This is a genomic window from Kitasatospora sp. NPDC097691, from assembly GCF_040302665.1.
GTDB lineage: Bacteria > Actinomycetota > Actinomycetes > Streptomycetales > Streptomycetaceae > Kitasatospora.
This window is the reverse complement of record NZ_JBEORY010000032.1, coordinates 1-13,595: the sequence shown is the minus strand read 5'-3', so window position 1 is coordinate 13,595 and position 13,595 is coordinate 1. Positions and strand designations below refer to the sequence as shown.

The 13,595-nt window shown below is 73.8% G+C and carries 11 protein-coding genes; 5 read left to right on the top strand and 6 right to left on the bottom strand.

What is annotated here, in order from left to right; translation table 11 throughout:
- Positions 1-249 precede the first annotated feature (249 nt).
- Positions 250-1,287, top strand: coding sequence for a ketoacyl-ACP synthase III family protein (locus tag ABTY56_RS22420; protein WP_350630753.1), 1,038 nt, complete (start codon positions 250-252; stop codon positions 1,285-1,287).
- Between the two features lie 74 nt (positions 1,288-1,361).
- Here the strand turns inward: ABTY56_RS22420 and ABTY56_RS22415 are convergent, their stop codons facing one another.
- The 3 genes from ABTY56_RS22415 to ABTY56_RS22405 all read right to left on the bottom strand — a co-directional run bounded on the left by ABTY56_RS22415 (position 1,362) and on the right by ABTY56_RS22405 (position 5,052).
- The gene (locus ABTY56_RS22415; protein ID WP_350630752.1) at positions 1,362-2,552 is read right to left on the bottom strand and encodes a nucleotide disphospho-sugar-binding domain-containing protein; all 1,191 of its coding nucleotides are present in this window, start codon (positions 2,550-2,552) and stop codon (positions 1,362-1,364) included.
- 53 nt (positions 2,553-2,605) lie between these two features.
- Entirely contained in the window at positions 2,606-3,955 is a 1,350-nt protein-coding gene (gene rfbH / locus ABTY56_RS22410; RefSeq protein WP_350630751.1) for a lipopolysaccharide biosynthesis protein RfbH, read from the bottom strand.
- A 98-nt stretch (positions 3,956-4,053) separates the two neighbouring features.
- Positions 4,054-5,052, bottom strand: a complete 999-nt coding sequence (locus ABTY56_RS22405) for a Gfo/Idh/MocA family protein (RefSeq protein ID WP_350630750.1) — start codon at positions 5,050-5,052, stop codon at positions 4,054-4,056.
- A 299-nt stretch (positions 5,053-5,351) separates the two neighbouring features.
- Here ABTY56_RS22405 and ABTY56_RS22400 point away from each other — a divergent pair, with 299 nt between their 5' ends.
- Genes ABTY56_RS22400 through ABTY56_RS22390 form a run of 3 tightly spaced genes read left to right on the top strand, consistent with a single transcriptional unit; the run spans position 5,352 to position 8,246 of the window.
- Positions 5,352-6,416: a glucose-1-phosphate thymidylyltransferase gene (locus ABTY56_RS22400; RefSeq protein WP_350630749.1), complete on the top strand. Its 1,065-nt coding sequence runs from the start codon at positions 5,352-5,354 to the stop codon at positions 6,414-6,416.
- The gene (locus ABTY56_RS22395; protein WP_350630748.1) at positions 6,413-7,804 is read left to right on the top strand and encodes an NDP-hexose 2,3-dehydratase family protein; all 1,392 of its coding nucleotides are present in this window, start codon (positions 6,413-6,415) and stop codon (positions 7,802-7,804) included. Before ABTY56_RS22400 ends, ABTY56_RS22395 begins: the two co-directional genes overlap by 4 nt.
- A 37-nt stretch (positions 7,805-7,841) precedes the next feature.
- Entirely contained in the window at positions 7,842-8,246 is a 405-nt protein-coding gene (locus tag ABTY56_RS22390; protein ID WP_350630747.1) for a PPOX class F420-dependent oxidoreductase, read from the top strand.
- A 385-nt stretch (positions 8,247-8,631) separates the two neighbouring features.
- Here ABTY56_RS22390 and ABTY56_RS22385 read toward each other — a convergent pair whose 3' ends face one another.
- From ABTY56_RS22385 to ABTY56_RS22375, 3 genes are all read right to left on the bottom strand, one after another.
- A complete protein-coding gene (locus ABTY56_RS22385) occupies positions 8,632-8,853 on the bottom strand; it encodes an acyl carrier protein (protein WP_396552715.1) in 222 nt (73 codons plus the stop codon).
- Between the two features lie 103 nt (positions 8,854-8,956).
- Positions 8,957-10,267: a ketosynthase chain-length factor gene (locus ABTY56_RS22380; RefSeq protein ID WP_350630746.1), complete on the bottom strand. Its 1,311-nt coding sequence runs from the start codon at positions 10,265-10,267 to the stop codon at positions 8,957-8,959.
- A complete protein-coding gene (locus tag ABTY56_RS22375; RefSeq protein WP_350630745.1) occupies positions 10,264-11,532 on the bottom strand; it encodes a beta-ketoacyl-[acyl-carrier-protein] synthase family protein in 1,269 nt (422 codons plus the stop codon). Before ABTY56_RS22375 ends, ABTY56_RS22380 begins: the two co-directional genes overlap by 4 nt.
- A gap of 227 nt (positions 11,533-11,759) precedes the next feature.
- Between ABTY56_RS22375 and ABTY56_RS22370 the strand changes: the two genes are divergently transcribed.
- A complete protein-coding gene (locus ABTY56_RS22370; protein WP_350630744.1) occupies positions 11,760-13,397 on the top strand; it encodes an FAD-dependent oxidoreductase in 1,638 nt (545 codons plus the stop codon).
- The last annotated feature ends 198 nt before the right edge of the window (positions 13,398-13,595 follow it).

The following is a 13,595-nucleotide window of genomic DNA, read 5'->3' as shown; positions in this document are numbered from 1 at the left end:
GGCCGCCCGGCCGTACCGGCCCGGGCGGCCGCACGCGCACTGTTCCGGTGGTCGCGGGCGGCTCGGCGGACCCCCGACACCCGGCCCAACTCAGCTTTCTCAACGAACACTTGAGCCCAGACGGGTTCGACGGCATCCTTGGCGGTCGACACGGCCGGGCGGCCCTCCAGCAGTGCTGGACGGGCCCTCCAGCCGCCGCCGGGAGGCTGGCGGCGCATGCCGACAAGTGATCACTGCGGAGGAGGCCAGATGCGGGTTGGCGATGTCTTCATCGAGGGAATCGGGATCTACCTGCCGGAGAAGAAGAACGCGGCCACGGCGGTCGACGAGGGCGTCTACTCGGCCGAGGACTTCGCCGCGAACGAGATCGACGAGGTGCCCATAGCGGGGGACACGGCCCCGGTGGACATGGCGGTGCACGCCGTGCGCCACGCGTTCGACCGCTCCGGGGCGGACCCGGCGGACGTCTCCTTCGTCCTCTACGCGACCGGGTTCCACCAGGGCCCCAACGGCTGGAGCCCGGCCTCGTACATCCAGCGGAACACCATCGGCGGCTCGGCGCCGGCGGTCGAGCTGCGCGGCCACTGCACCGGCCTGTTCAGCGCCATGCAGCTGGCCGTCGGGCAGCTGCGGGCCGCGCCCGAGAACGCCTCCGTCCTGGTGGTGGGCTCGGACAACTTCTCCGGGCCCCTGGTCGACCGCTGGTCGCACCTGAACGGGATGGTCCTCGGGGACGCCGCGGTCGCCGTGCTGCTGTCCAAGCGGCCCGGGTTCGCCCGGCTGCGGTCGGTGGGCGTGCAGGCCGTTCCGCAGCTGGAGGAACTGCACCGCTCCGGGGTGCCGATCTGGCCGCCGACGGACCTCTCGGCCCAGACCATGGACCTGCGGGCCCGCAGCGTCCACTTCGTCGAACACTCGCCGCTCGCCAAGGAGTTGAAGGACCTGCTGGTCAACGGGCAGCAGGAGCTGAACGACCGCACGGTGGCCGACGCGGGGCTGGGCTCGTTGTCGGAGATCTCCTGGATCGGGCACATCAACGCCAGCCGAGCCGTGGTCGCCGAGCGGCTCCTCCCGCTGTTCGGCTTCACCGAGGAGCGCTCCACCTACCGGCTCGGCCGCGACCTCGGCCACGTCGGCACCGGCGACCAGATCATCTGCTTCGACCGGCTGATCGAGCAGCAACTGATCAAGCCGGGCGAGACCTACCTGATGGCGGGGGTGGGCCCAGGGCTGCAGTTCGGCACCGCGGTGCTGGAGTACCTCTCGACCCCGTCGTGGTCGGCCTGAGCGGCCGACCGCACCCCTGCGCCGCCCGCCCCGGATCCGGGGCGGGCGGCGCTGCACGTGGCCGTCGGAGCCGGTCAGCCCAGCGCGATCCCCTCCAGCAGGTCGCCCAGCAGGCCGGGCGAGGGCATGGCCGCCATCTCCCGGCGGATCCGGTCGGCCCCCTCCCGGAAGCGCTCCTCGGTGAGGATCTCGCCGAGGGCCTTGCCGATCGCCGCCGGGTCGTCGCGCTCGCGCTCGTCCACGATGCCCCGCCCGCCGCCGCTGGCCTCGACCCGCTCGGCGTTGGGCACGAGCAGCGGCCCGTCCTGGGCGAGCACCAGCTGCGGCACGCCGTAGCAGAACGCGGTGAGCGCCGTACCGGAGCCGCCGTGGTGGATGATCGCGTCGCCGTACGGGAGGCAGAGGTTGACCGGCAGCGGGTCGGCGACCCGGACCGTCCCGGGCAGCGGCCCGAGCGTCTCGCGGTAGCGCTCCTCCAGGAACAGCACCGCCTCGACCTCGTCGACCTCGTGGACCGCGGCCGCGATGCTGTCCACGATCGAGTCCAGCTTGCCCTGTTCGGCCAGCCGGCCCGTCCCCCAGGCGCCCAGGCTGACGAACACCCGGCGCTCCGGGCGCGGGCCGAGCACCCAGTCCGGCAGCGGCGCCGTCCCGTTGTACGGCACGAAGCGCACCGGCTCGCCCGGGGTCACGTTCGGGGACTGGACGCTGGGCGGGCACGGGTCCAGGACCAGCACCGGGTCGGGCAGGCCGTCCGGGGCGCCCAGCCGCACGCACAGCTCGTGCAGCGCCTGCTTGCCGGGCTTCAGCAGCGAGGAGCTCATGTTGTCCAGGCCCCAGCGGTGCAGCACCACCGGCACGCCGAGCACACCGCCGAGCACCAGTCCGCCCCACTCCAGCGGGTCGGTGATGATCAGGTCCGGCTGCCAGACCCGCGCCAGCTCCAGGTACTCGTCGATGTAGGTGTCCAGGCGGGCCAGCCAGCGCTGCCCCATCTGCGCCCACGGGGGCTCCTCGGTCGGCCGGTTGCTGCCCGAACCGGCCACCGCGAACGGGGACTTGGCCACCAGCGGACGGCTCCAGCGCTCGGCGCCGCCGTCCGCCGGGCCGACCCGGCGGCTGGGCAGGCCGGCCCGGCCCGCCGCTCTGGCCACCTCCGCGTCGCCGACCACCAGCACGTCGTGGCCGGCCAGCCGCAGCCCCCAGGCGACCGGCACCATCGGCATCAGATGGGTGAGCACCAGGGCATTCACGATCACACGCACAGCAGCTCCTCGATCGGTACGGTCATTGGTCTGCGGCCCCCGGGCCCCGGCCGTCAGGCGCCCGCCTGCCCGGGGCCGTCCGGGACGGCCAGCACCGGGCTGCGCCGGGAGGTCACGAACTCCCGTACGGAGTCGGCGAGGTAGTCCACCATCTCCGGGGTGAGCCGGGGGTGGACGCCGATCCAGAAGGTGTGCTCGGTGACGGTGTCGCTGTTCTCCAGCGTCCCGGCGACCCGGTAGCGGGCGTGGGTGTAGGCCGGCTGGCGGGTGAGGTTGCCGGCGAAGAACCGCCGGGTGCCGATCGCCCGCGCCTCCAGGAAGGCGACCAGTTCGGCCCGGGTGTACGGGGCGTCCGGCAGCACCGTGAGGACGAAGCCGAACCAGCTCGGGTCACTGCCCGGGGTGGGGCTCGGCAGCAGCAGGCCGGGCAGCCCGTCCAGCGCCTCGCGCAGCCGGGCCCAGTTGCGCCGCCGCAGTCGGCCGAACTCGTCCAGCTTGGTCAACTGGGCTTCCCCCAGCGCCGCTTGGAGGTCCGTCGACTTCAGGTTGTACCCGATGTGGGAGAAGATGTACTTGTGGTCGTAGCCGTGCGGCAGCGTCCCCAGCTGGTGCTCGAAGCGCTTCAGGCAGGTGTTGTCCTTGCCGGGGGCGCACCAGCAGTCCCGGCCCCAGTCCCGGTAGGACTCCACCAGCCGGGCCAGGCTGACGCTGCGGGTCAGCACGCAGCCGCCCTCGCCGGTGGTGATGTGGTGCGCCGGGTAGAAGCTGACCGTGCTGAGGTCGCCGAAGGTGCCGGTGAGTCGGCCGCGGTAGGTGGAGCCCAGCGCGTCGCAGTTGTCCTCGACGAAGTGCAGCCCGTGCTCGCGCGCGAGGTCGGCCAACTCCTCGGCCTGGAAGGGGTTTCCCAGCGGGTGGGCGATCATGATGGCCCGGGTGTGCGGCCCGATCGCCGCCGCGACCCGCTCCGGGGTGGTGTTGTACGTGCCCAGTTCGATGTCGACGAAGACCGGCACCAGGCCGTTCTGGATGATCGGGTTCACCGTGGTCGGGAAGCCCGCCGCCACCGTGATCACCTCGTCGCCGGGGCACAGCCGGCGGTCGCCGAGTTCGTGCGCGGTGAGCGCCGACAGGGCGAGCAGGTTGGCCGAGGAGCCGGAGTTGACCATGTGGGCCTTGCGCAGGCCGAGGTGGCGGGCCAGCTTCCGCTCGAAGCGCACCGAGATGTCCCCGGACGTCATCCGCAGGTCGAGGGCGGCCTCGACCAGCGCCACCCGGTCCTCCTCCGCCAGCACGGCACCGGCCGGCAGCAGCGGGGTGACGCCCGGCACGAACTCCTGCTCCACGCTGATCTCGCGGTGGTACTCCCGGACCTGTTCGATCAGTAGATCGCGGCGGTCGTTCACCTTCGTTCCTCCCGGCAGTAGGCGCGGCCGCGGGTCGCCCGCCTCGCGGGGCCCGTTCGCGGTCGATGGTGCGGACGGTCGGTCGAAGCCCGTTGGAGTCACCGGGGGCCGGCGGCCGCGGCCCGCTGGATCTCCCCCGTCAGAGCGGCGTGCCGGAGCGTCGACTCGGTGTACCGGTCCAGGTGCCGCTCTCCGCGCACGGCCGCGGCGAAGGCCCGCACCAGGTTGGCCCACTGGTCGTCGGCGGGCAGCACGACCTCCTCGGCGCCGCCCTTGGTCTCCACGCGGAGCACCGGCCGGTGGTCCGCCGGCGGGGTGTACGCCCGGTCCAGGACGATCCGCCCCTCGCTGCCGGAAAGCTCGTACGCCGAGCGGTAGCCGTGTGCCATCCCGTACGTCAGCTGGGCGCTGACGCCGTCGGCGGAGACCAGCAGCGCGGCGCCGGCGACGTCCACGCCGGAGCCGGGGTCGCGGACGGCCACCGCGCCGGCCACCCGCAGCTCCGGGCCCAGGAAGAGCTGGGCGGTGCGGATCGGGTAGCCGCCGACGTCGAGCAGGCAGCCGCCGCCGAGTTCGGGCCGGTGGCGGATGTCGTCGGGGTGCAGCGCTGGGATGGTGAACACCGCGTGCAGGCCCCGCAGTTCACCGATCACGCCCTGGTCGATCAGGTCCCGGACGGCCCGGTGCTGGGCGTGGAACTGGAACATGAAGTTCTCCAGCAGCACCAGCCCGCGGGCGGCGGCGAGTTCGACCAGCCGGCGGGTGGCCGCCGCGTCGACGGTCAGCGGCTTCTCGCAGAGCACGTGCTTGCCGGCGTTCAGCGCCGCCTCCGCCCAGGGCTCGTGCAGCGCGGCGGGCACCGGGACGTAGAGGGCGTCGACGTCGGCGCGGTCCACCAGGGCGCGGTAGCCGGTGACCGCCGCGCAGCCGAACTGCCCGGCGAAGCGGCGGGCCTTGGCCTCGTCCCGGCTGGCCACCGCGACCAGCTCCACCGAGGGGTCCGCGACCAGCGCGGGCAGGGCCCGGCGCCATGCGATGTCGGAGCAGCCGAGCACGCCCATCCTCAGGACGGGCGGCTCGGTTCGGGTCTGGTCCATCGTCGCCTCCGCGGTACGGCCGGTCCGTGTCGTACGGCCACCCTGCCGCCGCCCGCTGGAGGCCCCGTCCAGCCGGACCCGGCGACCGCCGCGCGAGGGCTGCCCGGGGGCGGGCTTGAACGCCCCTCGAAGGCGAGCCCCAAGCATCGTCCCGCCTGGGACTGGTGTGTGCTCCCGGCGCGGGCCGGGCCCGCGCCGGGAGCGCACCGCAACGGACCCACGCTTTCCGTATCCGGCCGGGGCGAACCGCTCCGGAGCCTGCCCGGCCTCCGGTGCCGCGGCGGTGAGGAGAAGGCACCTTGAGGGCTCTGTTGTTGTCCGGAGGGACAGGCACCCGCCTGCGCCCGCTCACGTACTCGATACCGAAGCAGCTCGTCCCGGTGGGGAACAAGCCCGTGCTCGGACACTGCCTGGAGAACATCCGCGACTGCGGGATCGAGGAGGTCGGCGTCATCGTCGGGCCGCACGCCGAGCAGATCGCCGCCGTGTTCGGCGACGGCTCCGCACTGGGCCTGCGGCTCACCTACCTGCACCAGGAGCGGCCGCTGGGCCTGGCGCACTGCGTCGCGATCGCGGCGGACTTCCTCGGCGACGAGGACTTCCTGATGTACCTCGGCGACAACCTGCTGACCGAGGGGGTGGCCGAGGCCGCCGGGGTGTTCCGGGAGACCAGACCGGACGCCCAGGTGCTGGTGACCAAGGTGGCGAACCCGTCCGACTACGGAGTCGCCTCGCTCGGCGCGGACGGCCGGGTGGACGCCGTGGTGGAGAAGCCCGAGCGGCCGCCGAGCGACCTGGCGCTGATCGGGGTCTACTTCTTCACCCCGGCGATCCACCGGGCCGTGCGCGACCTGCGCCCCAGCCGCCGCGGCGAGCTGGAGATCACCGACGCCATCGGGGAGTTGATCGCCGAGGGCGGTGACGTCCGGGCCCTGGAGTACGCCGGGTTCTGGCGCGACAGCGGCACCGTCGAGGGGCTGCTGGACTGCAACCGCGCGGTCCTGGACACCCTGCGGCGGGATGTCCGCGGCAGCGTCGACCGGCATTCGGTGCTCACCGGCGACGTGGTCCTGGCGGAGGGCGCCGAGGTGGTCCGCTCGCAGCTGACCGGCCCGGTCACCGTCGCCGCGGGCACCGTGGTCCGGGACAGCCGGCTCGGCCCGTACACCTCGGTCGGACCGGGCTGCACGCTGGACGCCACCGGCATCGAGAACTCGATCGTGCTGGAGGGCACCACGATCAGCGGGGTACGCGGGCTGGACGGCTCGCTGATCGGCCGCCGGGCCGAACTGCACGCCGAACCGGCCGCGGCCCGCCAGCAGTTGATCGTCGGCGACCTGGCCCGGGTGCGGGTGGCGCGATGACTCCCGCCTCGCTGACCGCCACCGGCCTGCGGCACGGCTCCGACGTCGCCGACCGCACCGAGCTGATCCGCCGCTTCACCCGCTCGGCGGCCGTCACCGACAGCCCGGTGACGCCCAACCGGGCGATCCTCGCCTGGCTGGAGGAGAACCGGCGGATCTTCCGCCACGAGGTCACCCGCATCCCGTTCGCCGACCTGGCCGGCTGGGGCTTCGACGCCGCCAACGGCGACCTCGGACACGAGAGCGGGCGGTTCTTCACCATCCAGGGGCTCGACATCCGCACGGACACCGCCAGATGGATGCAGCCCATCATCAACCAGCCGGAGATCGGCATCCTCGGCTTCGTCGCCAAGGAGTTCGACGGCGTCCTGCACTTCCTGATGCAGGCCAAGATGGAACCGGGGAACATCAACTCGGTGCAGCTGTCCCCCACCGTGCAGGCCACCCGCAGCAACTACACCGGGGTGCACCGGGGCCGGCCGATCACGTTCCTGGAGCACTTCGTGCCGCCCACCGCCGGGAAGGTGCTGCTGGACTCGCTGCAGTCCGAGCAGGGGGCGTGGTTCCTGCGCAAGCGCAACCGGAACATCGTGGTGGAGATCGACGAGGAGCCGCCCGAGGCCCCGGAGTTCCGCTGGCTGACGCTCGGTCAGATCCACCGGCTGATGGGCTTCGACGACGTGGTCAACATGGACGCCCGCACGGTGCTGTCGTCCATCCCGCTCGGCCCCCGGGTGGAGGACCAGGGCGCGTACCAGTCGCTGACCGACGTGCTGAGCTGGCTCACCCGGATCCGGGCGACCAGCGAACTGGCCCAGAGCTACCGGCCGTTGGACCGGATCGAGAGCTGGCAGCGGACCGCCGACCGGATCCGGCACGAGCAGGGGCGCTACTTCCAGGTGATCGCCGCCTCGGTGAGCGCCGCCAACCGCGAGGTGGCCAGCTGGACCCAGCCGCTGTTCGAGCCGATCGGGCTGGGCGTCACCGCCTTCCTGGTGCGACCGATCGAGGGAGTGCTGCACCTGCTGGCGCACGCCCGGGTGGAGGCGGGCCTGGCCAACGTCGCGGAGATCGCGCCGACCGTGCAGTGCTGCCCGGACAACTACGCCGGCCTGCCCGCCGAGCGCCAACCGCGTTTCCTCGCCGAGGCGTTGACCACCACCGGGAGCCTGGTGCGCTACAACACCGTGCTGTCGGAGGAGGGCGGGCGCTTCTTCGAGGCCCGCTCGCGCTACCGGATCGTCGAGGTGCCGGAGGACTTCCCGCTGGACGTGCCCCCGGACTTCGTCTGGATCAGCGTCCACCAGGCGATGACGCTGCTGCGCTACGACGGGTACCTCAACGTCCAGGCCCGCACGCTCATCGCGGCCCTGCTCGCGACGCTCTGAGCCGCCCGCACCCACCCGCCCACGGAGGAGGAGACCCATGCCGTTCACCGAGAAGGAGACCGTCTACCTGCGGTCCCGGCACATCGGCCGGCTGGCCACGGTCGGCCCCGACGGCCGCCCGCACAACGTCCCGGTCGGGTTCCGGCTGAACGACGACGGCACCATCGACATCACCGGCCGCGACCTCGGCCGCAGCCGCAAGTACCGGGACGTGGCCGAGCAGCCCGCGGTGTCCTTCGTCGTCGACGACATCGCCGGCACGGACCCGTGGGTGGCGCGCGGGATCGAGATCCGCGGCCGGGCCGCCGCGCTCGCCACCGGCGGGCGGGCCCACAACCCGAACCTCGCCGAGGAGTTGATCCGGATCACCCCGGAGCGGATCGTCGCCTGGGGCGTGGACGCCTCCTGGCAGGAGGGCACCAACAGCCGCGACGTCGACTGAGCAGCGAAACCGCCGGGCCCGGCCCCCGTCCTGTCGACGGGGTGCCGGGCCCGGCGCGTGTGTGCCGGCCCGTCCGCGCCGGCTCGTCCACGCCGGCCCGGGGGCGGCCGGTGGAGAGGCGCCCGAGCAGGACGGCGAGCCCGAACAGCAGGCCCGCTTGGAGGAGGACCATCAGGTCACGGGCGGCGAGCGGGGTGACCGGTCCAGTGGCCGGCGGCACGGTGACCCCCTTGCCGGATAGGAGGGGTGCGCACGCGACGGCGTGGCGGCGCGCCGGCGGCGTGGCGGCGACACGACGGGGGGCCGACGGCTCGGCGGGTGCCGGCCGCCGGCCCCGGGGCGCCGTACGGGTGCGGATGCGGGCGCGGTGCGGCCCGGGTGCGGATCAGGAGCGCACGGACAGCCTCTGGTTGATCAGCTCCAGCAGCTCGCGCACGGTACCGATCTCCCCCAGTTCCTCCTCGGGCAGCTGTACGCCGAACTCGCGCGAGATCCGGCTGGTGGTCTCGATCAGGGCCAGGGAGTCGTACCCGAGCTCCTCGAAGCGGAGGTCCAGGATCTCGCCGTCCAGGTCGACGGACTCCTCCTCCCCGGCGCAGTCGCGCATGATCCGCTTGAGGTCCTCGATGGTGAACGCGCTCACGGTGGTGAATCCTCTCGTCGCAGTTCCAGAGCCATGACTTCCGGGTGACGGTCCAGCTGACGTTTCGTCAGATCGACCGCACCACCAGGGCGGTGTTGAAGCCGCCGGCACCGCGCGCCACGACCAGGGCGGTGCGCAGCCGGGCCGGGCGGGCCTCGGTGACCAGGTCCAGGCGGTACTCCTCGACCGGCGCCGTGATGTTGACGGAGGGCGGGATCACCCCGTCCCGCAGGGCCAGCAGCGCCAGCGCGACGTCGACGGGCGCGCCGCCGGAGCTGAGCCGGCCGAACATGGTCTTCGGTACGGTCACCGGGACCCCGCGCGGGCCGAACAGCGCGGTGATCGCCCCGGCCTCGGCCCGGTCCGACTCGGGCACCCCGGAGGCGTCGGCGAACACCACGTCGACCTCGTCGGCGGTCAGCCCGGCCGCGTCCAGCGCGCCGCGCATCGCCCCGAGGAGCCGGGAGGGCCGGCCCGACCCCGGCCGCGGGTCGAAGGTGGCGCAGTAGCCGGCGATCTCGCCGTAGAGGTGCGGGGCGCCGCGCTCGCGGGCGGCCGCCGCCGGCTCCATGACCAGGATCGCGCCGCCCTCTCCCAGCACCTGGCCGCTCGCCGCGGTGTCGAAGGGCAGGAACGCCCGCTGCGGGTCCGGCTGTTCGCTGAGCAGGCCGGAGGGCAGCTGGGCGACCAGGCCCCACGGGCAGAGCGAGGCGTCCATCCCGCCGGTCAGCACCAGGCGGATGCCCTTGGAGAGCTGCCGCCGGGCCTGGCCGAGCGCGTCCAGGCCGCCGGCCTGCTCCGCGACGGTGACCCCGCTCGGCCCGCACATCCCGTGCCGGATCGACAGCTGGCCGGTGTTGACGGCGTAGAACCAGGCGAAGGACTGGTAGGCGCTGACGTACTGCGGGCCGTTCGCCCAGAGCTGTTCCAACTCCCGCTGGCCGAACTCGAATCCGCCCGAGGAGTTGGCCGTCACCACGCCCATCTCGAAGTCGTCGAACCGCTGTGGGTCGACCCCGGCGTCCGCGAGTGCCCAGTCGGCGGCGGCCAGGGCGAGTTGGGTCATCCGGTCGGTCTGCGGGACGAGTCGGCTCGGCACGTGCGCGGCCACCTCGAAGCCCGTGACCTCTCCGGCCAGTCGGACCGGGTAGCCGGAGGCGTCGAACCGCGAGATCGGGCCGATCCCGCTGGTGCCCGCCAGGGTACTGCGCCAACACTCCTCGGTGCCCAGGCCGTTGGGGGCGGCGATGCCGAGGCCGGTGATGACGGCGCGGGCGCCCGCCTCGCCGTGCTCGGCGGGTGCACTCGCCGATGCGCGCCCCGTGACCGACCGCTCGCCGTCCGCCTCCGGCCCGGGGTCCCTCCCTCGCTCGCTCATGCCCGCACCGCCCCGGGCCGGGTGAGCACCATGGCGCTCTGGAAGCCGCCGAAGCCGCTGCCGACGGTGAGGACGGCGTCGAGTTCGCGCTCGCGGGCGGTCAGCGGGACGTAGTCGAGGTCCAACTCCGGGTCCGGCTCGGTCAGGTTGGCGGTCGGCGGGACGGTCCGGTGCTCGATCGCCAGCGCGCAGGCGGCGATCTCGATCGAGCCGATCGCGCCCAGCGAGTGCCCGATCATCGACTTGATCGAGCTGACCGGCGTCCGGTAGGCGTGGTCGCCGAGGGCGCGCTTGAACGCGTTGGTCTCGTGCCGGTCGTTCTGCCGGGTGCCGGTGCCGTGCGCGTTGACGTAGTCGATCGCCTCCGGGGCGAGCCGGGCCTCGGCCAGCGCCGCGTCGATCGCCGAGGCCATCTCCCGCCCGTCGGCCCGCAGTCCGGTCATGTGGTAGGCGTTGCTGCGGGCGGCGAAGCCGGAGATCAGCGCGTAGATCCGGGCACCGCGCCGGCGGGCCCGCTCGGCCTCCTCCAGGACCAGGACGGCCGCGCCCTCGGCGAGCACGAAGCCGTTGCGGGTGCGGTCGAACGGCCGCATCGCGTGCTCGGGGTCGTCGTTGTAGGTCGAGGTCGCCTTGATCGCGTCGAAGCAGGCCACCGTGATGGGCGAGATCGGGGCGTCCGTCCCGCCGGTGATCACCACGTCGGCGCTGCCCTCCCGGATCAGGTCGCAGGCGTAGCCGACCGCGTCCAGGCCCGAGGTGCAGCCGGCCGACACCATGTTGACCGGCCCCTCCGCCCCGGCCGTCCAGGCCACCTCGGCCGCCAGCGAGCTGGGCACGAAGTAGTCCGGCAGGTGCGGCAGCGCGTACGCGTGGTCCACCTCCCAGCGGCGGCCGCTGTCGCTGACCACCGCGTACTCGGCCTCCAGGCTCATGGTGCAGCCCACGGCGCTGCCGAGGCAGACCGCGATCCGCTCGGGCCGCTCCTGGCCCAGTTCGAGCCCGCTGTCGGCCACCGCCTCGCGGGTGCCGACCACGGCCAGCTGCGCGGCGCGGTCCAGTCGGCGGACCTCCTGGAGCCCGAGGCCCGCCTGCAGCGGGTCGAAGACGCACTGGGCGGCGATCCTGGAGCGGTACGGCGACGGGTCGAACCCCGTGATCGTGCGGGTCGCCGTGCGCCCCGAGACGACGAGGTCCCAGAACGCCTTCGTGCCTGGATCTCCCGGCGCCACCACGCCGATTCCGGTAATCGCGACGAGCCGGTCCACCGGCAACCTCCTCTTGGCAGTGACCCGCGTCCGGTGCGAACCGCCCCGAGTCCCCGTCGGATCTGTGCTTCCGGACGATGGACGGCCGAGTTCAACCCGCGATCGAGCGGCGGTGGAGGGCCGTCGGCACGCGCCCTCCGGCCGACGCCCATCCGGCCTCGTCCGTCCCTCGAACGGCCGTCGCCAGCATCGGCCGGAACGCGAACGTTGCCGAGGAGGTGAGCCGTATGACGACGGATCCGACCAGCCGGCCGCACGCCCCGCTGCTCGTGGTGGGCGCGGGACCGGTCGGCCTGGCGGCGGCCCATGAACTGACCCGCCGCGGGCTGCGCGTGCGGATCGTGGACGCCCGCGACGAACCGCCCACGACCAGCCGCGCCATCGCCACGCACCCGCGCACCCTCGAGGTCTACGACCACATGGGCATCGTCGACGAGATGCTGGCCGCCGGCCGCCGGATCACCGCCTTCACGCTCTACCAGCGGGGCCGGCGGATGGCCCGGCTCGACGCCGACTACTCGGCCACCCCGACCCGCTTCCCGTTCACCCTCGCCGTCGACCAGGCCGACACCGAGCGGGTCCTGCGCGGCGCCCTGGCCCGGCTCGGGGTGGAGGTGGAGTGGGGCACCCGGCTGACCGAACTCGTCCAGGAGGACGGCTTCGTCCGGGCCCGGCTGGAGCTGCCGGGCGGGGCCCGGGAGCACATCGGCACGCCGTGGCTGCTGGGGTGCGACGGCGGCCACAGCCTGGTCCGCAAGACGCTCGGCGTCCCCCTGGAGGGCGAGAGCGCCGAGACCTGGATGCTCGCCGACGCCCGGGTGGAGACCGCGCTGCCCGCCGACAGCATCTACTGGGTGCGCACCGGCGGGGTGACCCTGATGGCGGTGCCGCTCACCGAGCCCGGCCGCTGGCGGATGCTGGACACCTCGCCGCGCGACCGCAGCACCGACCCGCAGACCGTCGCCGACCGGCTGACCCGGATGCTCTCGGCCGGCACCGGGGTGCCGTTCCGGGTCGGCCCGCCCCGGTGGGTCTCGGTCTTCACCTTCCAGCAGCGCATGGTCCACCGGATGCGGGTCGGGCGCTGCCTGCTGGTCGGCGACGCCGCCCACGTGCACAGCCCGGCCTCCGGCCAGGGCATGAACACCGGCATCCAGGAGGCCTACAACCTGGCCTGGAAGCTCGCCATGGTGGTGCACGGCCAGGCCGCGGAGGGCCTGCTGGACAGCTACACCGCGGAGCGGGTGCCGGTGGGCGCCGCGCTGCTCGCCACCACCAAGCGGGCCACCCGGATGATCCAGCTGAAGAACCCGGTCGCCGACCGGCTGCTCCCGCTGCTCTTCGGGGTCCTGCGCACCGTCCACCCGCTGCGCGCCCGGGTGCAGCGCGGCTTCCTGGGCGGCATCTCCGGCCTCAACCTGCACTACGGCCGGAGCCCGCTGACCGTGCCGTCCGCCGCCGCGCCCTCCGGGCCCGCGCCCGGCGAGCGGATCACCCAGGTCGACGAGCGGCACTCCGCGACGCCCGGCTGGCAGGCCCTGCTCGCCGAACTGCGCGACCCCAACTGGACCCTGCTGGTCTTCTCCGGCCCGGGCGCGACGCACACCGGCGAACCGGCCGCCGCCCTGGCCGACCGGCACAAGGACTGGCTGTCCGTCCGCACGGTCCGCACCGCGGCGGAGGACGGCCCGGGCCACCCCGCCCCGCTGCCCCACGACCCCCGGCTGGCGGCCGCGCTCGGCGGCCGGCCCGGCGGCTGGATCCTCGTCCGGCCGGACGCGTACGTGGCCGCCCGCGGCGAGCGGCTCGACGAGGACGTGCTCGCCGAGGCCGCCCGCCGGGCCGGCCTCACCCCGGCCGGCTGAACCCCGCCCGCCCCGGCCTCCCCCACACCCGCAGCCGACCGCCCCCGCACCCGATGTCAGGACCCCGACCACGAGACTGGAGTCGCCCGTGAAACCCGCCGACCCCGCCGGAACCGCCGGAACCACCGGGACCACCGGAACCGCCGGAACCTCCGAACCGTACGACGTGATCATCGTCGGCACCGGGCTGTCCGGCAC

Coding starts and splice junctions, on each gene's coding strand:
- ABTY56_RS22390 (WP_350630747.1), top strand. CDS start 7,842: ATGCCGTTCACCGAGAAGGAGACCGTCTACCTGCGGTCCCGGCACATC.
- ABTY56_RS22370 (WP_350630744.1), top strand. CDS start 11,760: ATGACGACGGATCCGACCAGCCGGCCGCACGCCCCGCTGCTCGTGGTG.
- ABTY56_RS22405 (WP_350630750.1), bottom strand. CDS start 5,052: ATGGACCAGACCCGAACCGAGCCGCCCGTCCTGAGGATGGGCGTGCTC.
- ABTY56_RS22380 (WP_350630746.1), bottom strand. CDS start 10,267: ATGAGCGAGCGAGGGAGGGACCCCGGGCCGGAGGCGGACGGCGAGCGG.
- ABTY56_RS22420 (WP_350630753.1), top strand. CDS start 250: ATGCGGGTTGGCGATGTCTTCATCGAGGGAATCGGGATCTACCTGCCG.
- ABTY56_RS22395 (WP_350630748.1), top strand. CDS start 6,413: ATGACTCCCGCCTCGCTGACCGCCACCGGCCTGCGGCACGGCTCCGAC.
- ABTY56_RS22385 (WP_396552715.1), bottom strand. CDS start 8,853: ATGCGCGACTGCGCCGGGGAGGAGGAGTCCGTCGACCTGGACGGCGAG.